Source organism: Desemzia sp. C1, from assembly GCF_020882875.1.
GTDB lineage: Bacteria > Bacillota > Bacilli > Lactobacillales > Carnobacteriaceae > Desemzia > Desemzia incerta.
The window spans coordinates 883,057-908,557 of sequence record NZ_JAJIZP010000003.1; the positions used below are offsets into that span (position 1 = coordinate 883,057).

A 25,501-nucleotide genomic window follows, 5' to 3' on the forward strand; every position below is an offset into this window, starting at 1 on the left:
GTAGGTTTTTGACAGTCTAATTTAGAAGTCCATTTATATTTTCCCTTTCATACGATATGATTTTCCAGTAATCTTGAAGACTTTAACATGGTGAACCAGACGATCAAGAATGGCGGCGGCTATTTCAGAATTCTGAAATAGCTCCCCCCATCGAGATAAGATAATATTTGTCGTAATCATTGTTGATTTTTTTTCGTAACGCATCGTTAATAGTTGAAAGAAGAGGTTAGCTTCAACTTTTTGAATTGGTAAATAACCTATTTCATCAATGATCAAAAGATCATATTTGGCATATCGTTTCAGAACACGATCGACGGTCCCTTTTTCAAAGGCAGAACGAAGACGTAAAAGTAATTCATGACAACTGATAAACAGCGTACGGTAGCCTTGATGACATGCTTCAATGCCTAATGCAATGACAAGGTGTGTTTTCCCTACACCAGGGTTTCCAATGAAAACTAAGTTTTCTTTTTTCTCCATAAAAGCCATATGTTTCAAGTCTAGAATCTCTTTTTTGTTAACGCTTGGTTGAAAGTTGAAATCAAATTCTTCAAGTGATGTCCGTTTGGGAAAGTGTGCGCGCTGGATGACACGTTCCACAGTCTGATTCGTTTGAAAGTCTAATTCTTGATTAGTTAATTCTAGAAGAGCTTCTGTTAAAGAAAGCTCATCCCGATTGGCAATTTCAATATAGTTTGGCACATATTCTCTCATATGTTTTAAATTCAAGGCCTCTAGATTATTTAATAGCTTTTGATAGTTACTGCTCATTCGAAGGCACCTCCAGTAAATCATATTGCTTTAAACTTCGTTTAATATGTTCTTGGATGTCATCTTCTTCTTTGTGGCTCATGACATCTGATTTAAGTATCTGAACCAAATCTTCTTGGTTATAGTTCAATCTTTTTGTGGTAAGTGGGTGCGAACGAATCTGTTCTCCGTTATAATAAATGTGCACGTACTCTTCGTTTTCGGAAAGATCCAAGTCAACTTCTTTTCCGATATAACGAGGGTCTACAGAGTACCTACATTTGCGGAAAATGACCATTGCTTCCTTTGTGACTTTACGGCGAATAGAGTCTTCAAAATAAGGATTTAACAAGTCATCTTTTAGCTTATGGAGGTGCTCTTTTTCATTAATTTTCCAAAGTATATCAGGAATCTCGTCCGTTGCTTGAGACACTTCCGAATTTAATTCATCACAAAGTTCGTCAACGATTCGAATGAGGTCTGTCGAATCATAAAATTCATGATTGTAAACCCGTAACCGGTCCATTGTTCTGGCGAGAGCTTCTACGCTGCCTTTTGTTTGGGGGCGAAAAGGACGACAGACCATTGTTCTGAACCCTGCATCTTTACTAAAAGAATAGAAGCGATCGTTTAAATGAACCTGAGAGAATTGAGTTCGTGACCGGTCGACGACAGTTTTCATATTATCGAACCATATTTCTTCTGGAACACCACCGGTGTGATAAAAGGCATCATTCATGCACTCAAACAATGTATCTTGTTTACGATCAAAGGTAAGCGTAATAAATTTCTTCTTTGAGTAGGGCAATATATAAAGGAAAATATTAAAGCGGAAGACTTCTCCCTGACTGCTTATCAGTCGCATTTCTTCTTTCCAATCGATTTGTGCTGAAAGACCAGGCGTATATTCGACGCGTACCGTTGCTTTCTGTATCCGTTCTTTTTTCACTTCTCGGCAATAGTCTCTAACAAGACTGTAACTCCCATCGAACCCTTTCTTTTGTATGAATTTGAAGATACTTTTAGCGGTACATTGATCTTCTAACTTAATATCTATGATTTGTTTGAATGAATCTAATTTACTCGGATATGTCCTCCTTGTTTTAGGTTTATTACCTTGTAACGCTTCTTCATACGCTGCTTTAACCGTACGATAGTCACATCCGTATTGTTCCGCTAACGCAGTATAATTGGGCTTTATGCCATCAATCATATGTTTTTTCACTCCTTCTCTGATATCTCTTCTCATTCCTATTCCACTCCAATTCTATAGGGGATAAGAAGAGTATATAAAAAATGTAGGAAAACCAACAATTTTACATTGTCATTTTCCTACATTTTATAACTGTTCTTTACACTCTTATAAGGGTTTGCTTTACGGATGGGGCAGAAGATATTAAATTTTCTCATCAAACGTTGTATTTTTTTAGATTTACTGTAATGCCCAAAATATGCCAGAAGTACATGACAATGCCTCGAGAACCTTTCTTGTAACCATGGTAATGATAAGCTTCTTCAATTTGAATTCTCCAAAACTGATCTGCTTCTTCACGTACTGCTCTACTGTTTATTCCCTTTAAATAATTATAGTAACCTGAACGAGAAACTTCCAATAATCCAAAAGCATCTACTATGGTTCTTGTATATGAACCATCGGTCTTCATACTATAAATTCTTACGAAAATTTCACTAGTCTTTTCGTCGTCTTCTAGCCTCCTTTCGCTCCATTCTGATTTTTTAATAATTCGTTTTCTTGTTCTAATAATGAAATTTTAGCTTGCAATTTCTCAATTTGTTGCTCAGATGTTAGTTCTGTCTTTCTCGGTCTGCCTGAATGACTTTGTCGAGTATCTTTCAGTGCCAAAGCGCCATGATCACGATATCTTTTCCGCCATTTCTTAGCGAATGCTTTTATCTTGGTTTCACCAATCATTTCCGGACCAAATCCTGCTTCAATAAATATTTGTTTAGCCCTTTTTAAGTTCAATGATTCTGAAACAAAATGACGCTTGAATTCATCGGAATAAGTAATGCTTTTCTCTGATACATTTTTAACATATGGATTTCTCTTCAAAATCTGGATTTGTTCTAGCGTAAAAGTTAATTCTGATATTTAGCGGCTCCTTTCTGCACGTAGTGCAGTTGATATAAACTATGGTCTTAACGGATTGGGTAATGTTACTTTAAGTATCGCCATATTAATCTCTATATAAGTATACAAAAATGGACCCTATAGAGGGCACTTTTTTTAGTGTCCATTCTATAGGGTCCATTTTAAAAGAGTTGAGAGGTTTTTTTTTGTTATGAGGCTGAGTTTTTCCCAGCCCCAACATAAAAAACTTTTTATACTTATTTAAGAACTGTTTTTCTTTTAACCTGTTTAACAAATATTAATTATGGATCACTGTACCGGTATTGCTCAAGATCGCTTCTTTAGCTTTTTCCAGAGAAGAAATAATCGCTTGACGGCCAGGCTTGGATTCAACAAATTTGATAGCTGCTTCTACTTTAGGCAGCATACTGCCAGCTGGAAAATGTCCTTCAGCTCCGTATTCTCTAGCTTGTTGAACACTTAGTCGGTCCAATTCTTTCTGATTCGGCTTGCCAAAGTTGATGGCTACTCTATCCACAGCTGTTAAGATGAAGAAGAAATCAAGATCCAATTCTTCTGCCAACTTCTCGCTGGCTTTGTCTTTGTCGATTACGGCTTCGATCCCAATCAATTCATTGCCCTCTTCAACAACAGGAATACCGCCGCCGCCTGCTCCAATGATGATATGGCCGCTATTGACTAATTCTTTCATCAGGTCTGCTTCTACCACACTTACTGGTTCAGGAGAAGGAATGACTTTTCTATACCCTCTGCCTGAATCTTCAATGTACGTATCGCCTGTACTTTCTGTTAGTTGATCTGCTTCTTCTTTTGTATAAAATGGACCAATAGGTTTCGATGGAGCTTGGAATGCAGGATCTTCTTTATCGACCACTACTTGTGTCACTAAAGAAACAACTGATTTTTGGATTCCACGGTTCAATAATTCAGTTCTCAATGAATTTTGAAGATGGTAACCGATATAACCTTGGCTCATAGCTCCAGACTCTGGAAACGGCATACTGTAACTGTCGTCTCCTTTAACTTTTGCATACTCATTAAACGCCAAGTTGATGGCTCCAACTTGTGGTCCGTTTCCGTGAGAAAGAACTACTTCATGACCTTGTTCGATCATGTCAACAATAGCGACCGCTGCATTCTTGGCTAATGCTTTTTGTTCTGCAGCGTTATTGCCCAAAGCGTTTCCGCCAAGAGCGATCAATATTTTACTCATTTAATATCCCCCTTGTAAGTCTCCATGAAAGAAATAACTGCTTTTTCAAAACATTCAAATGGCGGGTGAACAATACCTGCACCGATTTGTCCTACTCCTGCTTCTTTATGAGCCATCCCTGTATTGATAACAGGCAGAATGTTTGTATCGATTACTTTGATGATGTCGATTCCGTATGCTCCACCTCTAAAGTTCAAGGTAGGAATAGAGTAGTTGCTGTTTTCGCCAACGGTTATTTCATACATTTGTTCACTGTATTGGATAGCATCTTCCACTTCACCACCAACAAATTGAACGATTGCAGGTGATGCACCCATTGCAAATCCACCGATTCCCATCGTTTCTGTAATCGTGCTGTCTCCTAGGTCAGGTGCTGCGTCATCTTGGCTGTATCCTGGGAAGAACATGCCTTTAACAAAGTTGGCAGGTGCTGTAAACCATTCATCTTTGCCCAATCCACTGACGCGGATTCCAAATTCTACACCATTTCGAGCCATAGTTGCCACAACTGTAGAATATTTCACACCTTGTGCAGCATCTAGAGCTGATTTGCTGGCTGGCATAGATAAGTTCAAGAAGTAATGCTCATTTTCACGAATGAAGCGAGTAACGTCTCTGACTTCATCTCTTGATAAATCTGTCTGCAAGAAGTAATCGCTGATTTCACGATAAAACAAACTGGTAGCCGCTTTGTTCCTATTGTGACACTCATCTCCCATGTGAAGAGCTTGGGAAGTGATGGATTTCAAGTCTACTCCATCTGTCAGAGCCAAGGCTTTCTTAAGCGCTGGCGCAAAAGTGGTTTCGATCCATTTTAGACGGTCTAGTACTTCTTGCGAGTTAGCTCCAAAACGAAGTACTTTTCCTAATCCTTCATTGACTGTACAGAAAGCTTTATTTCCGTGTGTGCGGTTTTCAACGATGTGTACAGGCATTGAAGCGGAAATAATTCCAGCCATAGGACCTACTGCATCATAGTGATGCGCCGGTGAAAATTCGATTTCTCCAGATGCTGCTAATTCTTCAGCTTCTTTTTCATCCGATGCCAATCCCTCGTACATCAAAGCTCCGATGATAGCTCCTTTTACCGGACCAGCCATTCTGTCCCAATTGATCGGAGGACCAGCATGCAGGATCAATTTTTTGTGCATTCCTGGAATCGCATTGATTGCTTGTTCGATATCCACCAAGAATGGATGTGCATCTTTGATGATTTTGATTACTTCTTGATTGGCTGCTTCGATTTGTTCTTTATTTTGCAAGAAATCCAATGCATCAATCAATTTAGCATTTCCTCCTGCAGGCGGTCTCCAGTCATATTGCACCGATTCTACTTGCTGCAGATTTAAATCTTCTTTGAATTTTGATGTTCCGATGTTGATTACGCGTAATCCTTCATTTAAAATGTCTTTGCTGTTACCCATTTAAACAACCTCCTTGTTTGCGATCATTCCTGCTGCTTTACTTGCTTTTTCATTGCTGTCTGCAATAAATGCTCCAAGTTCTCTCAGTTTGCTTTCTTGCTCAGCTAGTCCTTGTTTATCTGTATCCGTACCGCAAATGTACGCCACGATCGGTAGAGAACGACCATTCTCTTCAGCAATTTTTTGTGCTTCCTTCAACGTTTTAAATGACTCGCCGACAGGATCTTCGTGAGAACCGTAGCCTATTTCAAAATCCAACAATAGAACTGCTGTATTTTCATTTCTTGCTTCTTGTAAGATACGTTCGTTTCTCAAGTTTGGTTCAATCATTGGATGCGGTTTGCCTTTAGTAAACACATCATCTCCCATATCCAATAGAATATGTGTGTCACTAGTGCCGACGTCTTTTAATTTTTCTTCTTCGCGTTTAGCTACATTACTTTTCACGCCGTCAACTTCTTCTCTCAACAATGATAAGGCTTCTGCTGTCAGCGTTCCCCCGCAAAATAGTCCTTTTAGGTATTTTTGAGAATCCGCTAATTTTTTGATTTCTTCGTCGATCCAAGCTTTTTCATCTGCATGCAGCTCTGTATCAAACGTAGCGCTTCCATCTAATGCTAAGATTGATTGACGAGCTCCTTCGATTAGTGTTGGTGCAAAAATAGCGCCTGACTGCTCAATAGCTTCTTTGTCTCCATCTAAGAAACAAATTACTACTGGTTTAGAGATTTCTTTGACTCTCTTTAAGATTTTATCTTGAACGGATTTAGCTGGCGGTTTTGAAATCAACGTGATGACTTTAGTTCCTTCATCTTCATTCAACAATTCCAAACCTTCCAACATCATGATACCGCCAATTTTTTCGTGCAGGTCTCTACCGCCTGTTCCAATGGCATGTGTGATTCCATAGCCTAAGCGGTCAATCTGTACAGCAACTTCTTGCAAGCCTGTTCCTGAAGCCGCTACTAATCCAATAGCTCCTTTTTCTACATCATTCGCAAAACACAATCCTGTCTGATTGATCATCGCTGTTCCGCAGTCTGGACCCATAACCAGCAATTTCTTTTCTGCTCCAAGTAATTTTAATTCTCTTTCATCTTCAATAGAAACGTTATCACTAAACAACATAACGTTTAGTCCGTTGTTCAAGGCTTGTCTAGCTTCTCTGGCTGCATATTCACCAGGAACTGAAATCACTGCCATGTTAGCTTCAGGTAATGCATTCAGAGCCGCTTTAAATGTTGTTACACTTTGATTTCCTTGTTTGTTCTTAGAAGATTTTTTAGATGTCAATTGGTCATTGATGTAATCCAATGCTTGTTCCAAGTGATCTTCGTCTTCTGATTTGACAGCAATGATCAAGTCATTTTCCGTTGCAGTTTGAGCTTCTTTTGTGCTCATCCCTACGTTTTCCAGCAAATCTTTGTTCATGTCTGTAGCCATAGATACGACCGCATCTACAACTCCTTCTTGTTGCAAAACTTTTCCAGATAACGACATCAGTGTAACTGAGTCATGGTAAGCATTTTTTTCAATAATCACTTTAGTTTCCATATTCTTTTTCCTCTTTTCTTTTTAGTAAATAGGCTAATCCAAAGCTTACTCCCGACAACATATCTGTTCCTGATGTAGAACCGATTTTGAGGACCTCTTGAACTGATCCAGAGCTGATTAGATAGTCATACAATGCTTGATTGATATTGTTTTCCAACATATTTTGGATCATAAAATAACTCACTGTTGTAGTCCTGTGCGCAAATTCCACTGCTTTGAATTGAGTGAGCAGCTTTTTTGCACCTTCATCTCCCGGGCCATAGCAGCTCAATACCGCTAACAAGCCTGTCGCAAAATCATCTCCGGATGGCGTCAGACCGATTCCCAATCCAATAAATCGCAACAGATTTTCTACGGTCAGCTCGTTTTCGAGTTGCGTTAGCAATTGAATGTAGTGCTGATCATAAACCGTTTGCTTAGCAGTATTTCCCTGCACATCCCGATGCTTTAAAAAAGCTTCTAAGATTCCATCGGATTTCCCACTCTCTTTTAAAAAAGCTAGTAAAGAACGATCTTTTTTGTCCATCTCACGAACTTCTAAGGACATCGGCTGCAACGGGTAATGCCAAGTTGCAGCATCTGCATAGTTTAATTTATGCATCCCGACAAGAAGTCCTTCCCCTCGTGTAAAGTACACAAGGTCTCCTATATCCGATGAATCCCGCAATTGCGTAAAAGAGAACATGTCGGTTGTTTTCAACATCCCTGGAGAAGACACAACACTATCGATCGCAATAGCTATCAGACAATGCGGAGAAGAAAATTCGAAATTGATGACTTTATCGAATTTATTGACGATTCTTCCCCGGCTGTTTTGTTCTTTCAGTGCGCGGATTTTATCGAACAGCTGATGGTCCATTTGATTTATCCGTATATCCATAACGTTCCCTTCTAACTATTCGCCTCGAAACTTTCATCGGCTTCAACAACAGCTTTAGACTCTAGTTCAAGTGCAGCTTTTTCCTCAGGATGTTTATACAAGTGGAAGAACATCAATCCAGCTGACATAGTCAAGTACCCAAGAGCTGCACTTGCACCCGTTCCCAGACCGATTTCTCCTGCATGGATAAATCCGAAGTAGGATAACGCGGCTGTAATTAGAGCATACACTGCGGCTGTCTTGAAATTGCGCTCAACCAAGTAAATCACGATACTGATCAGCATCATAGAGACTAAAATATCTGATGCTCCTAATGTGTTCCAACCTTCGTAATAAACCCCGTTATCTTTCAATAGACTCAGTCCAACTTCTCCAGCACTTGTGCCGGCTGCTGTTAGAGCATTGTCTACTTGCAAGGTGACAAAACTAGCTATAAAAGGCAGCAAACCTAATATCATCGCTGGGATATGCTTAGATTTGGCTGTAGAAAAGGCTTGTGTCCCAATCGACATAGAGATGTAAACTAAGATCGGCAGTAAAGCTACCAACGGAATGACTGACATGACTAACGGCATCAATCCAACAAACGCTAAAACCAATACCCCTATTCCGGTTGCCATAGAATACCCAACTCTAGCTCCAGCTGCTTTCCAGCCTGGATGACCAATGTATAAAATTGTTGGAAAAACACTTCCTAGCAAAGAACCAAAGATTGTCAGCAATCCTGGAACCAATAAAGAAAGTCCAGTCGGATATTTGTCTCCTCCAACTTCCGCGCTTTCAATATTGTCCAGACTTTCTAAAAAGTCATAGATCGCTAAAGGAATAGCTGCGGCAAGGAAAGGAGATAAGTAAGCAAATCCTTGTACCAATTGCGAAATGGCAAAAGATGGTAAAGATATGGAGAACCCGCTTGCAGCACTTTGTACGGCTGCGACATCCATATACCCTGTGCCCCATGCTAATAACATTCCGATAACAATGGCCAACAATCCAGCTGGAATATTGCCCGGTAATTTCTTGTGTGCGATCCAACCGCCTAAAACGATAACTAACGTAAGCATTCCAATATAAGGTGTACTAAATATTTCCCCCATCGGATTCATAGCGATATACGTCAACGCTAATCCTGTTAAAGATCCCAGCAAAGCACTTCTTGGGATATACTTTTGAATGTAAGGTCCTACAAATGCTCCAATCGTCATGATGATTCCTTGAACAAAGTTCCAGGCTATCCCTGTTGCCCAAGCTAACATCCAGTCTTGCGTTTGTGCGTACACTGGAAGCATGACTCCGAACGCCACGATAAAGTAGTGAGGCACGCTTAACCCATAAGGCATAGCCGTTACATTAGATACGCCTCGCTTGATGGATGCTCTTCTCGCTTGGACTGCGAAAATAATTCCGCCCAATCCGATCGAAATCGCTGCTCCTGGAACAATGTTTCCATATACAATCGCCGATGGCATATTTATCGTTGCCAATAATCCGATTGCAGCCAGAAAATTAGTCAGCACGTTACTAAACAATCCAAAGAAACCGTCACATCACCTTTTACAAACCAAGGTGTCCCTGAATGTTGATTTTCCATTACTTTCTCCCCTTATACTTTCAAGTATTATTTCTTTATAACCGATAACAAGTTTTCAGATGGCGAAGTCCAGCCAAATATCCCGCCTTGCTGGTTGATCATACGGATTGAATCTTCGTGGTCTCTTGGATCAAATGCTGCACAACAATCTTCCAACATCAAGCACTCGTATCCTCTATCGTTAGCTTCTCTGATAGTTGTTTGAACACACACATGTGTAGTCACTCCAGTTACAATAAGACTCTTGATATTTCTGTTTCTCAAGATAGATTCCAGATCCGTTTGGTAGAAGGCACCTTTTCCAGGTTTGTCTAACACCACTTCATTTTCTCTTGGCACAAGTTCATCTACGATACCGTGTCCGTATTCTCCTCTAATCAATATTTTGCCCATAGGACCTTCTTCACCGATGCCTCCGCCTCTTTTAGCTTTACTGATGGCACATCTGTAAGATCGGGTCTATGTCCTTCTCTTGTATGGATAACCAGCATTCCTTGTTTTCTGGCTTCTTCTAATACTTGCTCGATATTTGGAATGATGGAATTCGTTGCAGACACGTCATTCCCTAATTTTTCACCAAATCCGCCTGGATATAAGAAATCTCTTTGCATATCTATAATCATTAATGCAGTAGACTCCAGATTAAATTCAAATGCATATGGTTTTGCTGAAACTGAATAAGTTGACATTAAAATTACCCCCACACTTTTTTGTTGGAACTTAACACTCATCTTTTGAAACCTGTCCGTACCGTTCTCTGTTCACCACCCTCAATTTATTCTTTCTTTTTCTCTCTCTGTTTTGTAACAGCAACAGAGACTCCAACTTTCAACCTGTACTCTAACAGTTAGTAGTTTTTTGACAACCAACTGGATCATGCATAAATTCGCTATCATTTTACTTCTCTTGATGCACAAGCCTTGATAGCGCTTTATTTATTGGTTAATGCAATATTAACACGCTAATAAAAGATTATCATTGTCAAAACGTGACATAAAAAAAACTTTTCCTTATCATAAAATTACTAAAAAAATGACGGTCTATTTGAGTCTACAAATCCACAAGCAATAGAACAGAAAATTGATCGATTTCATTTTATACTTATTTTTTTACAATAGACACAGCATGGTATGTTTGCTGAGAGAGATATGTTATGATGTTGAAAACGGTTAAAAAAGAGTGTGTCTCTTCTCTTACAATAGACACACTCTCATTTTTTAAAGGAGAAATACTATACTATGGCAATCACTATAAAAGATATTCTGTCCCTGGACGGCTTTGAACATGCAATTCTATTAGCTGGAGAAAAGAAGATGGACAATGAAGTGAGAAAAGCTACACTAATGGAAGTACCAGATATCTTCCCTTTTCTTGAAGAAAAAAGTTTTATTCTAACGACTCTTTACCCAATCCGCAGCGATAAAGAAGCACTCGATGAGTTGATTCCTCGTCTGTTGCAGTCAGATGCCACAGGTTTATGCATCAAAGTTGGCCGGTATATTGATAAAATTCCTGAAACTATGATTCAGCAAGCGAAAGAATTGAATTTTCCTTTGGTAGAATTACATGGAAGTGACAACTTATCCTCACTTGCCATGGACATTTTGAGTATTTCTTTGGATGAGCATATAAATCAGATCTCTTTTCTTAATTCTGTTCACTACCAACTAATGAAATTATTCTTAAAAGGGCATGATATAGACAGTCTTGTGAACGAGTTTTCAAGATTGATCCAAGCACCTGTACTTCTATTAGACAGTACATATAATGTTCTCGCTACTTCTCCAACTCTCGAGGAAAGCAAAATGGACATTCATACCGAAACTCCTTATCACGGAAATTCATTGATTTCTATTGAAATAGACGGAAATAATTATTTGCCCAATGATTTACTTGTACATCCTATTGAAGCAAGCGAACGGATCTTTGGTTACTTGATTCTTTTACAGCCGGAAAACAATAATAAGAATTTGATGATGGTAGTAGAAGAAGCATCGTTACTGTTGGCGACAGCTTTTTACAAAAATTATGCAGTTGCCGAGAAAGAACGAAACTTCCAAGATTCATTTGTTCGGGATCTTTTGCAAGGTTCTAACATTTCTCAAATGGATGCCCTTCATACTGCAAAACTGTACGGTTGGGAGATGGAGTTCCCACAGATTTTGCTTGTTTTAAAAGTTTACAGTTCTGATTCTTCTTTAGTTCGTTCTACTTATGAAGAGCTTCTTACTCAAAGGACTATTCAAAAAATCATCAGCAGAAAGTTGTTTACTGATCCCAATAAAATTATGCTGACCTTTCTAGATGACTCGCTGGTTATCTTTGTCAATGCTGCTTTTATAGAAGACAGCAAAGAAAAAATGAAAGAAATCGGCCAGCTTATCTTAGAAATTTTAAGTCCCAGTTACGATGCAGGCATTGGAATTTCCAGCCCTGTTTTAGATACCAAGAGCATCCCTGAAGCATACGGAGAAGCTCAAACTAGCCTTCGGATAGGACGGAAATTAGAAACCTCTTCTTTTGTCAGCCATATTGAAGATAACCTCATCTACAGTGTCTTAAAAGAAATCAAAAATCAAAGCATCCTAGAAAACTTTGTTGATAATGTTCTTGGCGAAGTCATACAGCACGACAAAGAACATAATGGCCAGCTGCTAGAAACCCTTTATGTCCTGATTCAGACTGGATTCAATCTAAAAGAAGCTGCTGTCAAGTTGTTTATTCACTACAACACTTTACGTTATCGAGTCAATCGCTTGAAAGACTTGGGAATCGATATTCGCAACGAATTGAGAATCGCTGATGTCACAGTCGCTTATCATATTTATCTCTGGATCGAGGCCAGCAAACGATCTGAAGATTAACTTTACTTTGAATAAAAAAGAAACCGCTGCTGAATTTATTTCACTCACCGCGGTTTCTTTTTTTAGGTTCATCATTTAGTTGATTTGAGAATCTTTTAAAGCGGATAGAACTTTTTCTGAGTCCGATACATTACCGAACACCCCGCCTTGCATTTTGACAGACTTGATCGCAGCTAAATGATTTCCGTAATCTGTAGCTCCAACGCCGTCTTTCAGCATTGTACACCAGTAGCCGAAGTCGTTAGCTTCGCGCATGATAGTGTGAACACACACATCTGTAGTGATACCGGCAATAATCAAATGTGTGATTCCAAGATTTTTCAATACCATGTGAATATTACTGGAACCAAAGGCACCTTTTCCTGCTTTATCCACGACAAAATCGCCTGGCTCTGGGTACAACTCATCAATGATATCCCAGTTTTCCTCGCCTCTTACCAGCAGACGTCCTAAGCCGCCATCTGGTTTTTCCCCTAATCCAGTACCATTTCCAATGATCTTGGAACGCAATACTTTATTGTAAGGAGCATCAGACAAGTCAGGCTCATGCCCTTCACGTGTATAAACGACCGTAATGTCCGTTCCGCGAACTGCATCCAACATTTTTTTGATTGGTTTAATAGGAGCTGCAGTCAATGAAAGATCATACCCCATCACATCCACATACCCTTGCTCTCCACAAAAGTCTGTCTGCATATCAATGATCAGGAAAGCCGTACGACCAGAGTCGAATTCCAAGTAAGCTGTTTCCCCAAAATTCGGACTGTCTTCCACTTCTACTTTGAATAATTTTCCTTTTGGCTCTCCATACAACCATGAAGGGTAGGCAAATGTTTTTGATTCTTGAAACGCTTCATAGTCTTTTTGTACCCTGTCTAAATAATTTTCTCTGTTTTTTGTCAAATAAGATTCATAGCTGCGATTCTTTTTTTCAATACTTTTTTCCATTATATATTCCTCCTATAAAGGATTTTTCTTTGGTTCTGTACGGAATAGCGTTTGTTCTAAAATAATGACTAAGAGAATCACTAAGATGACCGGATTATTTAGCAAAGTAGCTATTAGGCGCGGGAATTCTTCGAAGAATTCCCGCGGTAAAGTGAGCGTACCTAAAGAGAAAAAAATTGCAAATCCAACGATAAAAATCTCGCGTGCTTCGAAAGTTGATGCTTCTTTTACAGAATTGATCCCAATCCCAATCAATGTAGAAGCGACTCCCAGCAAAACGGCTCCTGCAACTTGCTCGGGCATCGCAGCCATAAATCCGCCGACTTTTCCGAAGAAGCTTAAAACGATAAATACAACACTCGCTACGATCAATAAGAATTTAGAAGCTATTTTTGTCAGCAGCAAAAAGCCCATATTTTCACCAAGTGCTACAGAACTAGGTACTCCCATTATTCCTGTCATTACTCCGTCTACTAGCCCAAAAACGACTAAGGAACGCTTCTCATCTTTAGTTGAAAGAAGAGTGCCAAGAAGACCAATAAAGCCGCGCATATTTCCATATAAGTTGACTGCACTGAATAAATTGATGATGACCATTACCAGAATCAAATCCATGGGTGGGAAAGTTAATCCATATGGAAAAATCTGAGGTACTGCAAATAACGGCATGCTGTCTACTAAGTTCCAATTGAAATCTCCGCCAACTATAAAAGCCAGGTAACCTAATAGAATCGTTATCATAACAGGAATCGTACTTAACAGTCCTTTACCTTTTATAGACAACCAGCCGCACAACAGCGCTAAAAGAAGACCCACATAATAAGGCCAAGAAGCTCCATCGGCTGCTATCATACTCATACCTGTAATACTCGTTGTTAATCCAATCATTAAGAGCATAGCGCCTTGTACTAAAGGCGTCCAAACCGCACTAATTTTACTGATTACACCAAAAGCTCCTAAAATCGCCACAATTAATCCTGCAATAATATACGCATTAAACGAATGCAGCGCATATTCCTTACCCCCAATTGAAAATGCAGAAACGATTGCAAGAGATGGGATAACGCTAGGTCCGGAAACCATGGAAAGTTTGTGACCAGATAACACATGCACAAGCGTAGATACTCCAATCATCAGTACCACGCGTGCCATGTAAGCTGAAAGCTCGTTCTCACTAAAGTCGACACTTACTCCTACAATGGCGTATCCCCAGACGACTGGGTAAAACATAATAAATACCCACTGCAAGGAGTATAAAATAGTATCCCTTACTGATTTAGGCCGTTCTTCAGGTCCATAGAGCAGCTGTATTCCGCTTTTTTTTTCTTCCATTAAACCTACTCCTTTTCAGAAAAGAGTTTTTTATTCTGAATGCGATTACAAAAACGCGTCATAAATGATGGTTCCTGCTTCTCCCAACACAGCTTCCCGCGATTTTTCCAATGACGTAATAATCGCTTTACGTCCGGTTTTGCCTTTGACAAATTGAATAGAAGCTTGTATCTTCGGCAGCATACTTCCCTCTTTGAATTGCCCTTGCTTCATCCAACCTTCAGCCTCTTGAATAGACATAGTCTTCAGATTTTTCTGTTGCGCAGTCCCATAGTCAAGTGCCACTTTTGAAATACGTGTTAAGATGAACAGATAGTCTGCGTCCACAGCGTCCGCCAGTAAACAGCTGGCAGCATCTTTATCAATGATGCCGTTAGCTGGAACATAGTAGTCTTCATCTTCAAAAACAGGAATCCCCCCGCCTCCGCCTGCTATAATAACTGAACCCTTATCTAATAACGAACGGATAAGTTTTTTTTCAACTAAGTATAGAGGTTTTGGCGAAGCAACCGCCATTTCATTTACCATATTTTCTTGATCTTTAAAAACAGTTTTCTCATCTTGAAAGTCATTTTGTGCATAAGTTCCGATGATCTTTGTTTTAGTCAAGAAGGCAGGATCTTCGCGATCCACAACTACTTGATTCAAAACGGTAAGGACTTGCTTATCAATCTTTCGCCGCTGCAACTCTTTTGTTAAACAGCTTTGAAGATGATACCCGATGCCACTTTGGATCAGCGCAATACAATCAGCCAATAATACTTCTTCTTTCCAGCCATTTAACGTTGCATAGGCAGTAAAAGCATCGTATACAGCTTTAATCTGCGGACCGCCGCCATGAGCTAGAACAACGTCATGACCTAGTTCTATCAAATTAACGATGGGAATAACCGCTTTCCTTGCTTTAATGTCTTGTTCACTAGGAGTCGTTCCCAATGCGTTTCCCCCTAAAGCCACGACTATTCGGCTCATCACAATCCCTCCACTTCTTTTGCCACTTCCATTCAATGAACGGCTAGACACAGCTTTCTATCCAGCGAATCTTTGTGTCTTAAACTTTTGCAATAACAGCTACAGGACCGCCGCCATCTGGACCTTGGTGTTCTGCTCCACCTGATACATAAACCATTGGATCTCTTGTTAAAGTAGAGATTGCCGCATTAACTACTGCACGAGCATGACGTGTATGGTTGATATCAGAATCATCTAACATAATCGTACGTCTTCCACGACATGTTCCAATTGTAGCTGCTTCAGCTTTAGCTAAAACGTTGACTACTTTGCTGACTTCTTCTTTTGAAGGATACTCGTCAAATTGAAGACCTGCGCCTTTCATTGCTTCTTTAACAGAATCGATATCGATAGCATCTTTCATGACTGAGTGTCCAATCATTAAATCACTTGCTGATTCTGTTGAGTTTCCGATCAAAATGATCTCATCATGCATGATTTCTACACCAGCTGATGTAGAAGCCACTGTTGAATATAGATCCCAATCTGTACAAATCACTTCATTTATAACGTCTGCTTCAGAAACTTCTCCTAATGCGATCGCTACACCTAATGCAGAAGCTCCACGAGAGAAGCCCATTGATTTATAAGTGTCATGAACAACTACGTTTTCTCCTCTATGAGCAGCTTCTTCAATACGGTCTGCTGTCAATAAAGGACATTTGATTTGAACAAAGTGAACGTCTTCTGGTTTTTCGATTTTTGCATCTTTCATTGCTTGACGAACAGCTTCCGCTACTTCAAGTACTTGTTCCATGCGTCCGATTTCTTCAGGTTTGAATGGACGAGTAAATGCAATGCCTGCAGCCAATCGTTTTTCTGAAGCTTCAGGGGCATCAACTTCTTTACGAATAAATACTGTTAAGTGAGGAGACATTACCCCTTCAGTACCGCCGGACATGATGAAAGCAATTTTTTTATGGACTTCATCCAAACCGATATGCAATTCATTAGCCAAGTAAAACGCTAAAGATTGAGTAGCAAAACCGCGTGTAAAGTCATTTACACAACCATTACCTTCTGTTTTACCAAGGACAGCAATGATTTCCTCAGGAACGATCGTTTTGTTGTCTATTAACTCTTTCAATCCAGAAATGTCATCAGGTGACCCTGTTGCTATACGAAAAACTTCTACTTTTTGCATGTTATTTCCTCCTAATATTTTTTTTATATAAAGAAACCTACAACACATAATAAAGCTAACGCACCAAGCATATATGGAATATTTATTTTTATGATATCTTCCATATCCACATGGAATGACGATGATAACGATGCTACATTGATTTGGGCCGGACTAACTTGTGTTCCGATCCCTACCGCGATAGCCGCCAAACCTAACTGCATAACACTTAAATTAGATTCCACCAGTAATGGCATGATCAAGGCCGAAACCCCTACACTATAACCACCAGCTGGGATCGATACTAGGAACGTAATCAAGATCGCTACTGGAACGACAACGAAAGATGGTGCTAATTCAATAAAACCGGCAATATAAGCAAATGTTCCAATTTCTGCCAGGATATTGATGAATCCTAAGAATATACCAATAGAGAATAATTTTGTTAGTATAAATGCTGAATTGTCTACCAAATCTTTAGCGATCTCATCCATATGTTTACGAGCTATGAATGCTGTCAGGAACAGTGTACTGATCATATTGAAAATAGGCGAGAATACATTGTAATCATTAAATAGAACATTCAAGTATTTTCCAGCTACTACTACGATCAAGAAGTAGATTGGCGGGATTGACAATACAAGCAATCTTTTCATCGACAGTTCTTCTTTTACGGCTACTTCTTTGTCACCTAGCATGCTTCCGCTGCGGCGAACCCCTATAACCGCTACCAACATTGCCAAGATCCAAATAATAATGGTTGGAACAAGCATGGCACTACTATAATCCGCGATAGGTATTCCAGAAATTTCTGAGATAGTAGCAGCATCAGCTCCTGACGGTGAAGTCATGAAAGATGCAGCTGTCCCTATTGACATACCTGCAATAACGGCAGGATGTGCACCTAGAATAGCAAATGCTAAAGGCCCAGTCACCATTGTGTTCCCTGCTCCCAAACCGGCAGCATACGTTGCTAACGATTGAATCAGAACGATCAACGCTGCAATAATGTATTCTTTATCCCCCACAATTTTTCGACTCAACCTCATTAACGCTTCAAATCCGCCAGCTTTTGCAACAACAAGAGCTGTAGTAGAGTAAATGGCGGGCGTTATAATACTGACCATCCCAGGTATAGCAGCAGATACGATCGATGCAGCTTCTGCTAAGCCAACTCCGCCAATAATCATTGCTGCGATCCCACCAGCTAATCCAGCTATCAACATGTGATGTTTCATTACCATCACAATCAATATAACAAGCAACGGAATCAACACGAGTACTTCCATATCCTTTTTCCTCCTTTAATTAGTTTGATACTATTTGCTTAATTTTTTATTCTCCACCTAAATAACAAGATGATGCTAGAAAAAGCAGCTTTTTTTATCCCTTTATTAATTCTTATTCTAGTTCTATATGTAAGCACTTACAATGTCAAAAACAGACAAAGTTGAGGACTCTATTTTATCAAAAAAGAACCATAGAATTCTAAACTGATATTTTTATCATCAGTCACCAGCTTCTAGATCGAACCTCAACTAAAAAAAGAACAGACCAAAACCTAGTGTCTGTTCTTAGATCAATCGCTTCCTTGTATAGGTTTGACTGCACTATTTCAATCATTCTATTGCTGAAATTATTGCCTGCAAAATAAAAGCAGATTATAAAAAGAGATTCTCGTAGTTGATATACTCCCTACAAAGTAGACAGGTTAAAAAAACAAAATAATTGTTTATCCTACCACGTTAAATAAGATCCTCAACGTGGTATTTTTTAACCCATGAATAGATTTGTTGGTAAGATACACCATACTTTTCAATAGCACCCTGATAGTCATTGTCTCTAGCAATAGTAGATTGTGTGATTTCCAATCGTTCTTCAAATGTTGTTTTACGCCCTTTAATCATAGTGGTCTTAGATCTCCCCATACTCGTTAATTTGAGTTCTTTTCCACTATTATATAGGTTAATCCATCGTTGGAGAACTGAAAATCTGGAAATATGATATTTTTTCACCGTACTATTCTTAGAGCACCCTCGAAAAACCACGTCTTCGATTCCACTAGTCCTTCAAAACCATCAACTTTATATTTGCGGATCTATGTCTGAATTACAGAACCGTGAAGGTTCATTTCCTTACTGACAATTCTTAATGAAGAACAACCGTCAAGTATTGGTTTAATGATGGCTAATTTTTCGTCTGCACTTAATTTAACTCGTTTAGACAATAAAAAAAACTCCCTACAAAATAGTTTAGAATTTTTTTTATTTCTAATGTCTACTATATTGGGAGCATATCACTTAGACAGATGCTTTTTGTTCGCCTTGTACTACATCCGTACATCACTGCGTTCTTACGGCTGAAGCAAATTGAGAGCGACAATTTTCGCATACGAAAAAAGAGAACTGCCATATAGGCAATTCTCTTTGATAAAGCATATCGTAAAATTAACGTTTTGAAAATTGGCTAGCTTTACGAGCTTTCTTAAGACCTGGTTTTTTACGTTCTTTCATACGTGGGTCACGTGTTAATAGACCAGCTGATTTTAATGGAGAACGGAAAGAAGGGTCAACTTCTAACAACGCGCGTGCGATACCGTGACGAGCTGCTCCAGCTTGTCCAGCGTATCCACCACCATTAACGTTGATCAAAATATCGTAGCTTCCTGTAGTTTCAGTTACTTCTAAAGGTTGTTTTACGATAACATGTAAACTTTCGTATGGAAGATATTCTGCAATATCTTTGTTATTGAAAATGATGTTACCAGTACCTGGTACTAGGCGTACACGTGCAGTTGAGTTTTTACGACGTCCTGTTGCGCTATATTGTACTTGTGCCAATGAAATTCCCTCCTTAAATTAAGTTTGTGATGTCTAATGTTTTTGGTTGTTGTGCTTGGTGTGTGTGTTCTGAACCACCATAAACGTGTAATTTCATGCCTTGTTTGCGGCCTAAAGTGTTTTTAGGAAGCATCCCTTTTACAGACAATTCAACTAATTTACGAGAGTCTTTAGCACGTAGGTCACCAGCAGAGATTTGTTTCAATCCACCTGGGTTTCCATCGATGTTACGAGAATAGATTTTGTCAGTTGCTTTTTTACCAGTTAATTTGACTTTATCAGCATTGATTACAATTACAAAGTCCCCTGTATCTACATGAGGAGTAAAAGTTGGTTTATTTTTTCCGCGTAAGAAAGTTGCAACTACGGTAGATAGACGTCCTAATGGAATATCAGTAGCATCTATTACATACCAGTTACGTTCTACTTCGCTTGGTTTAGCCATATAAGTTGTACGCACGTTAATTTCCTCCATTTTCTTCTGTTTGTTTGATGCACAATAAGTTTCCGGGGCTCATCATGGGGCAAACAATACCATATAATATCTTACCTTTTTTTCAATCCTTTGTCAATAAAACGCGAAATAAAATCCGGCAAATCTACAAGTTTTTTTCACTCTGCTACTTTTAGTTCACATTTAAAAACTCGGGATTCTGTTCAGCTCTTTTTTACTTTAAGATGCCGGCACTGTATCATCAATCACCAAGTCGTTTTGCTCCAGATCAACGACTTTCAATTGCTTCTCATCTTTAATAAAAATGCTCTTATACACTTGTTTCTCTTCATTGGTGAAGATAAGGATTCGAGTACCGGGATTATCTGAGACGATGTGTCCAGTTAACTTTGTCAGATCGATGGTTTCTTGAATTGCCGTTGTCTCCGGATATTCCGTTAGATCATCAATCACTTCAGCTTCATTCAATTCTTCTTTTGAGACACTTTCTTCTACTGCGTCTTCACTGCTGACTATTGCAGTAGAATCCTGCTCTGAATCAGTTTGTTGTTCTGTACTGCATCCTGCTAATAAACCTAACGTCAAAAGTAATATCAGTAATTTCATATTGATTTCCTACCTCACTTTTTATTCAGCATCTTCCGTTTGCTCGAAGATCGTTCCTTTAGTCGCTTCTCGTTTGTCATAATATGTCTGCATCATATACAATCCATGAGCTGCGGCAGTCGGTCCAGCTTGGTTGCGGTCTTTAGCTTCCAAGATCCGCTTCATGTCTTCTGCGGGGCGCAAACCGTTCGCAATTTGCAATAGAGTGCCGACGAAAATGCGGACCATATTGTATAGAAAGCCGTTCCCTCTAAAGGTAAAAATGATTTCTCCGTTCAATTCGTCTCGTTCGACTTTCGCTTCATAGACGGTCCGGACTTTGTCTTCTTTGCCGCTGTTGCTGGCACAGAAACTCGTGAAGTCATGTTTCCCTACAATAACCGCCAAAGCCTCTTCTAAGGCTTCCATATCGATTCTATACGGGTGATGCAGCGCGTATAGTCGTTTAAAGGGTGTCATGACTTCGTTGATGTCTACTCGGTACTGGTATTTCTTTCCGGCAGAAGAGTACTGCGCATGGAAACTTTCATCCACTAACTCTACTTGGTAAACAGCAATCTCATCTGTCGTCAGACTGTTCAATGCGCGTTTCATATTTTCAGGCGGCAAATGGACTGGGTAATCAAAATGGATAACTTGCGCTTTGGCGTGAACACCTGAATCCGTACGACCAGCACTGCGCAATTTGATCTCTTGCCCTTTTGTCATGATTTTTAAAGCTTTTTCGATGTCCTCTTGTACAGTCCTGCCATTCGGCTGGATCTGGAACCCGACGAACTGGCTTCCATCATACTGCAACGTAACTTTATAGCGGTAGCTTGTCATTTCCTGTCTCCTAACTTGAACATTGATTACTTTTATAGTTTAAAAAGGGATTGAATTGTTTTTACGTTCCTTTTTTCGGCTATTTCAGCTAATAATGTAACGCAAATTTCGTTTACGTGCCATTTTTGTTCTTTTTCCTCTCAAAAGGTAACGCAATCCGATCTTGCGTTACCTTTTCTACGATTTATTGCTGACTTTGGAACGTAAAACTGCTGGTTGCTTCTTTTACCTGCATTTATAAGTTTATACGACAATTGATGTTTGTAAGCAAAATCTAAGTTTTTTTTTGAAATCCACTTCTAGAAATTTCAGGAGGAATATGGGTGGCTTGTAGCCATGAAGAAGGATGCAATGAGAATTACTTAGTGTGCGGCTTCAGCCGTTACAATAAGTTTGAAGCTTGCAAGTCTTGAGACGCTCTTTGGCTCAAGGCGGTCCCATGGCTCTCACTTAATCACCCATAGACCGGAGGGGATTTCTTTGACACCATTACCGGAAAAATTACTTTACCAATATATCCAAAAAAAATGCCTCACACAACGCTTCGTTGGAAGTGACTGTGGTGAGGCATCTTTAAATTCAAACGATTTAAGTTCTTAATAAGACCAGTGCACCAGTCATCAATACGAATACGGCCATTACAAGCGTATCAGAAGCGCTCCAGTCCAGTTTACGGAACTTGGTACGTCCTTCTCCGCCACTGTAGCCTCTAGCTTCCATAGCGGTCGCCAGCTCTTCAGCACGGTTAAATGAACTCACAAACAGTGGGATCAGCAATGGTACGATAGCTTTCATTTGCTGGAAGACATTTCCTTCTCCGAAATCTACCCCACGTGCTCGCTGTGCATTCATGATCTTCTCTGTCTCGTCCATCAATGTAGGGACGAAACGAAGCGCAATAGAGAGCATCAATGCGATCTCATAAACAGGAACCTTCAAAGCTGTCAAAGGACGCATAAGGTACTCTAATGCATCTGTCAGCGATAAAGGCATTGTCGTCAGCGTCAAGAGTGTCGACATGAAGATGATCAACACAAAACGGCAGAAAATAAATACCCCGTTCATCAATCCTTGAGAGGTTATCATCAAAATGCCCCACTGGAAGTAAACTTCTCCTCCCCCAGTAAACAGCACTTGGAGAATCACCGTAAATAGGATCAGCCAAATCATCGGTTTTATCCCGTTGATGAAGAAACTCATTTTGATTTCTGATAATAGTACAGCAGTTAAGACAAAAATGAATAAGGTCAGATACGTTTGCCAGTTATTTGCTAAGAAGATAACAAAAATAAAGAAAATCGTACTCAATAATTTCGCTCTCGGGTCTAAGCGGTGAATCCAAGAATTACCTGGAATGTAACGCCCAAAGATCAATTTCTCCATCATTTGGCATCACCACCCTCAACTGGATTCAAACCAGCAGTAGTTTTCCGATTCAATTCAGCAACCAATTTGTCTGCTAATTCTTCTGTCGTCAACGGGATCTCGCCTAATTGAAGACCGATACGTTCTTCTAAACGGCTGGCAAAAGATACTGTTGCCGGAACGTCCAATTGTTTGCTTTCCAACCAAGCTTCATCTTTGAAGATCTCACGCGGAGCGCCTTCTTTAACGACAGTCCCATTTTCAAGGATGATCATGTGGTTGGCGTAATTCGCTACGTCTTCCATTTGATGCGTGACGAGTACGATCGTGATGCCTTGCTCTTTATACAAGCTGTAGAACATCTCCATCATCTCGGTACGTCCTTTAGGGTCTAAGCCGGCTGTTGGTTCATCTAAGACCAATACTTCCGGTTCCATCGCCAACACACCTGCGATTGCCACACGGCGCATTTGTCCGCCTGACAGATCAAATGGAGAACGTTCCATATACGTTTCGTCTAGCCCGACTAACGGCAGCATACGCTTCGCGATCTCGACTCCCTCTTCTTCTGTAGCGCCAAAGTTCTTCGGACCGAAAGCAATATCTTTTGCGATCGTTTCCTCGAACAATTGAGCTTCAGGGAATTGGAACACGATCCCCACTTTTTTACGAATGTCTTTTAAGTTTTTATTGTTTGTTGTTGAAATGATTTCCCGATCGCCGATGATCACTTTGCCTTCGGTTGGTTTATTTAAGGCGTTCAAGTGACGAAGGATCGTCGACTTCCCGCTTCCTGTGTGCCCAACGAGTGCTGTGTAGCTGCCTTGTTTGATATCAAAGTCGATATCATATAAAGCACGGCTTTCGAATGGTGAGCCTTTTTGGTATGTGTACCCTACTTTTTCGAAAGTAATGTCCATAACCATTCCACCATCCCTTCTTCAGTTAAATAAGTTTCGGGAACTGTAATGCCTCTTTCTTCTAAAGCCACTTTCAGCTTTTCAGGAAAAGGAAGGTCCAATCCCATATCGATCAGCTGGCCGCCGTTAGAGAAGATCTCTTCGGGAGTTCCTTCTTTCACTAATTTGCCAGCTTGCATCACTAAGATCCGACTAGCATTTGCAGCTTCGTCGATATCATGAGTGATCGAGATAACAGTCAGGTTTTCTTTCTCTTTGATGCGTTGGACAGTCTCTATAACTTCTTGACGTCCCTGCGGATCCAGCATGCTTGTTGCTTCATCCAAGATGATGATCTTAGGAGCGATCGCTACAACTCCGGCAATGGCTACACGTTGTTTTTGTCCGCCAGAAAGACGCGCCGGTTCTCTCTCTTTGAAATCCAGCATCTTAACTTGCGCTAATGCAGATTCTACTCGCTGAACCATTTCGTCTCTTGGGACCGCTTGATTTTCCAACCCGAAAGCGACATCGTCTTGAACCGTAGATCCGACGAATTGGTTGTCAGGGTTTTGGAACACCATTCCGACTTTCTCACGGATGCTCCAGATATTTTCTTCTGTCAGCGGCAATTGATCAATAAAGACTTCTCCGCTGTCAGGAGCAATCAGTCCGTTGATCGTTTTTGCCAACGTTGATTTCCCAGAGCCGTTAGGTCCAATGATCGCTATCCATTCGCCTTCTTCGATCTCTAAAGATACCCCATTCAGAGCAGGTCTTTGATCCGTTTCATTGTAAGTATATATCAGATTATTTAATGTAATGATTTTATTCATAGCTAACTCCCCGCGTATTCTTTTAGGTTGCAAATCAGTTCTAAAACTCATTTGTGGTAAAGATGCATCTATAGAGACTAGTCGTGCTTTTATCCCAGCTTAACGGCAGTCTGTCATCTTTTATAGCCCATTACGCTATTCTACGTTACATTATACTATACAGACCTGTTCATTTTATAGAGTATCTGAGAAATTCATACATTTAGTCTTTTTAGTTTAAAGTAAATGAAAAATAAGGCTGACCCTATTTTCCAGCTGCTTTAAAATAAAAAAAATCACTTTTATTGATGAATGTACCCCTCTTAGAGAACTGATTCTCTAAGAGAAGTTTAGAGCTAGACTAGAAAGACGGATCTTTCATCATCATAACACTCCGTTTCATACATCTAAAAAGTGAACGTCATTTATTACCATATTATTTAACCATCTGTCTAAACGCGAACGTTTTTGACAAATGGCTAAATCTGAAGTACTCAATAGTTGAATTAAACTAATTCAATAACAACCATTGGAGCACCATCACCGCGACGGTTTTCAGTTTTCAAAATACGAGTGTATCCACCTTGACGTTCAGTATAACGTGGTGCAATGTCCCCGAATAATTTTTGTAAAGCTGATTGTACGACGATTGCATCTTCTTCTTCTTTAACAGAAGCAACTTCGTTACGAACGAAAGCAGCTGCTTGACGACGAGCATGCAAATCTCCGCGTTTTCCTAAAGTAATCATTTTTTCAGTCGTTTTGCGAACTTCTTTAGCGCGAGCTTCAGTAGTTACAATACGTTCGTTGATGATTAAGTCAGAAGTTAAGTCACGTAACATAGCTTTACGTTGAGAGCTTGTACGTCCTAATTTACGGTAACCCATTGTATAT

The 25,501-nt window shown here is 39.8% G+C and carries 26 protein-coding genes; 1 reads left to right on the forward strand and 25 read right to left on the reverse strand.

Features of this window, described 5'->3' with window-relative positions; genetic code table 11:
- Window positions 1-33: 33 nt before the first annotated feature.
- The 11 genes from istB to LMF32_RS13585 all read right to left on the reverse strand — a co-directional run bounded on the left by istB (window position 34) and on the right by LMF32_RS13585 (window position 10,214).
- Window positions 34-771 carry an IS21-like element helper ATPase IstB gene (istB, locus tag LMF32_RS04705; RefSeq protein WP_047927680.1) on the reverse strand — a complete coding sequence of 246 codons (738 nt, stop codon included), beginning with the start codon at window positions 769-771 and terminating at the stop codon, window positions 34-36.
- Window positions 761-1,999, reverse strand: coding sequence for an IS21 family transposase (gene istA, locus LMF32_RS04710; RefSeq protein ID WP_230523700.1), 1,239 nt, complete (start codon window positions 1,997-1,999; stop codon window positions 761-763). Before istA ends, istB begins: the two co-directional genes overlap by 11 nt.
- Window positions 2,000-2,159: 160 nt before the next feature.
- Window positions 2,160-2,414 (reverse strand): hypothetical protein, encoded by a 255-nt coding sequence (locus tag LMF32_RS04715; RefSeq protein ID WP_230524021.1) that lies wholly within the window; start codon window positions 2,412-2,414, stop codon window positions 2,160-2,162.
- Between the two features lie 44 nt (window positions 2,415-2,458).
- A complete protein-coding gene (locus LMF32_RS04720; RefSeq protein ID WP_347401928.1) occupies window positions 2,459-2,863 on the reverse strand; it encodes a helix-turn-helix domain-containing protein in 405 nt (134 codons plus the stop codon).
- 277 nt (window positions 2,864-3,140) lie between these two features.
- Window positions 3,141-4,076 carry a carbamate kinase gene (gene arcC, locus LMF32_RS04725; RefSeq protein ID WP_230524023.1) on the reverse strand — a complete coding sequence of 312 codons (936 nt, stop codon included), beginning with the start codon at window positions 4,074-4,076 and terminating at the stop codon, window positions 3,141-3,143.
- On the reverse strand, window positions 4,073-5,500 hold the full coding sequence (locus LMF32_RS04730; RefSeq protein ID WP_230524024.1) for a DUF1116 domain-containing protein: 1,428 nt from the start codon (window positions 5,498-5,500) through the stop codon (window positions 4,073-4,075). Before LMF32_RS04730 ends, arcC begins: the two co-directional genes overlap by 4 nt.
- On the reverse strand, window positions 5,501-7,054 hold the full coding sequence (gene fdrA, locus LMF32_RS04735; protein ID WP_230524025.1) for an acyl-CoA synthetase FdrA: 1,554 nt from the start codon (window positions 7,052-7,054) through the stop codon (window positions 5,501-5,503). It lies immediately after the preceding gene.
- Window positions 7,044-7,934 (reverse strand): DUF2877 domain-containing protein, encoded by an 891-nt coding sequence (locus tag LMF32_RS04740; protein WP_230524026.1) that lies wholly within the window; start codon window positions 7,932-7,934, stop codon window positions 7,044-7,046. The genes fdrA and LMF32_RS04740 overlap by 11 nt, the downstream gene beginning before the upstream one ends.
- Window positions 7,935-7,945: 11 nt before the next feature.
- Window positions 7,946-9,451, reverse strand: a complete 1,506-nt coding sequence (locus LMF32_RS04745; RefSeq protein ID WP_230524027.1) for a hypothetical protein — start codon at window positions 9,449-9,451, stop codon at window positions 7,946-7,948.
- Window positions 9,452-9,552: 101 nt separating this feature from the next.
- A complete protein-coding gene (locus tag LMF32_RS13580; protein WP_278046262.1) occupies window positions 9,553-9,918 on the reverse strand; it encodes an isochorismatase family cysteine hydrolase in 366 nt (121 codons plus the stop codon).
- Window positions 9,903-10,214: a cysteine hydrolase family protein gene (locus LMF32_RS13585; RefSeq protein WP_278046263.1), complete on the reverse strand. Its 312-nt coding sequence runs from the start codon at window positions 10,212-10,214 to the stop codon at window positions 9,903-9,905. Before LMF32_RS13585 ends, LMF32_RS13580 begins: the two co-directional genes overlap by 16 nt.
- A 549-nt stretch (window positions 10,215-10,763) precedes the next feature.
- Between LMF32_RS13585 and LMF32_RS04755 the strand changes: the two genes are divergently transcribed.
- Window positions 10,764-12,389: a PucR family transcriptional regulator gene (locus LMF32_RS04755; protein WP_230524028.1), complete on the forward strand. Its 1,626-nt coding sequence runs from the start codon at window positions 10,764-10,766 to the stop codon at window positions 12,387-12,389.
- 75 nt (window positions 12,390-12,464) lie between these two features.
- Here LMF32_RS04755 and LMF32_RS04760 read toward each other — a convergent pair whose 3' ends face one another.
- From LMF32_RS04760 to rplQ, 14 genes are all read right to left on the reverse strand, one after another.
- Window positions 12,465-13,337, reverse strand: coding sequence for an isochorismatase family cysteine hydrolase (locus LMF32_RS04760; protein ID WP_230524029.1), 873 nt, complete (start codon window positions 13,335-13,337; stop codon window positions 12,465-12,467).
- Between the two features lie 12 nt (window positions 13,338-13,349).
- Complete coding sequence (locus LMF32_RS04765) at window positions 13,350-14,669, reverse strand: solute carrier family 23 protein (protein WP_230524030.1); 1,320 nt, start codon at window positions 14,667-14,669, stop codon at window positions 13,350-13,352.
- Window positions 14,670-14,714: 45 nt separating this feature from the next.
- The gene (locus LMF32_RS04770) at window positions 14,715-15,641 is read right to left on the reverse strand and encodes a carbamate kinase (RefSeq protein ID WP_230524031.1); all 927 of its coding nucleotides are present in this window, start codon (window positions 15,639-15,641) and stop codon (window positions 14,715-14,717) included.
- Window positions 15,642-15,720: 79 nt separating this feature from the next.
- On the reverse strand, window positions 15,721-16,824 hold the full coding sequence (locus LMF32_RS04775) for a ring-opening amidohydrolase (protein WP_230524032.1): 1,104 nt from the start codon (window positions 16,822-16,824) through the stop codon (window positions 15,721-15,723).
- 23 nt (window positions 16,825-16,847) lie between these two features.
- Window positions 16,848-18,092 carry a citrate transporter gene (locus LMF32_RS04780; protein ID WP_230524033.1) on the reverse strand — a complete coding sequence of 415 codons (1,245 nt, stop codon included), beginning with the start codon at window positions 18,090-18,092 and terminating at the stop codon, window positions 16,848-16,850.
- Between the two features lie 456 nt (window positions 18,093-18,548).
- Window positions 18,549-18,710, reverse strand: coding sequence for a helix-turn-helix domain-containing protein (locus LMF32_RS04785; RefSeq protein ID WP_230524034.1), 162 nt, complete (start codon window positions 18,708-18,710; stop codon window positions 18,549-18,551).
- 540 nt (window positions 18,711-19,250) lie between these two features.
- Window positions 19,251-19,643, reverse strand: a complete 393-nt coding sequence (gene rpsI / locus LMF32_RS04790; protein WP_092480932.1) for a 30S ribosomal protein S9 — start codon at window positions 19,641-19,643, stop codon at window positions 19,251-19,253.
- A gap of 13 nt (window positions 19,644-19,656) precedes the next feature.
- Complete coding sequence (rplM, locus tag LMF32_RS04795) at window positions 19,657-20,109, reverse strand: 50S ribosomal protein L13 (RefSeq protein ID WP_347401929.1); 453 nt, start codon at window positions 20,107-20,109, stop codon at window positions 19,657-19,659.
- Between the two features lie 207 nt (window positions 20,110-20,316).
- Window positions 20,317-20,703: a hypothetical protein gene (locus tag LMF32_RS04800; RefSeq protein WP_230524035.1), complete on the reverse strand. Its 387-nt coding sequence runs from the start codon at window positions 20,701-20,703 to the stop codon at window positions 20,317-20,319.
- A 21-nt stretch (window positions 20,704-20,724) separates the two neighbouring features.
- Entirely contained in the window at window positions 20,725-21,528 is an 804-nt protein-coding gene (truA, locus tag LMF32_RS04805) for a tRNA pseudouridine(38-40) synthase TruA (protein ID WP_188205192.1), read from the reverse strand.
- 588 nt (window positions 21,529-22,116) lie between these two features.
- The gene (locus tag LMF32_RS04810; protein ID WP_092480928.1) at window positions 22,117-22,914 is read right to left on the reverse strand and encodes an energy-coupling factor transporter transmembrane protein EcfT; all 798 of its coding nucleotides are present in this window, start codon (window positions 22,912-22,914) and stop codon (window positions 22,117-22,119) included.
- Entirely contained in the window at window positions 22,911-23,813 is a 903-nt protein-coding gene (locus tag LMF32_RS04815; protein WP_230525079.1) for an energy-coupling factor ABC transporter ATP-binding protein, read from the reverse strand. The genes LMF32_RS04810 and LMF32_RS04815 overlap by 4 nt, the downstream gene beginning before the upstream one ends.
- Entirely contained in the window at window positions 23,789-24,628 is an 840-nt protein-coding gene (locus LMF32_RS04820) for an energy-coupling factor ABC transporter ATP-binding protein (RefSeq protein WP_230524036.1), read from the reverse strand. The genes LMF32_RS04815 and LMF32_RS04820 overlap by 25 nt, the downstream gene beginning before the upstream one ends.
- 485 nt (window positions 24,629-25,113) lie before the next feature.
- A complete protein-coding gene (rplQ, locus tag LMF32_RS04825) occupies window positions 25,114-25,494 on the reverse strand; it encodes a 50S ribosomal protein L17 (protein WP_092480926.1) in 381 nt (126 codons plus the stop codon).
- Window positions 25,495-25,501: the final 7 nt, after the last annotated feature.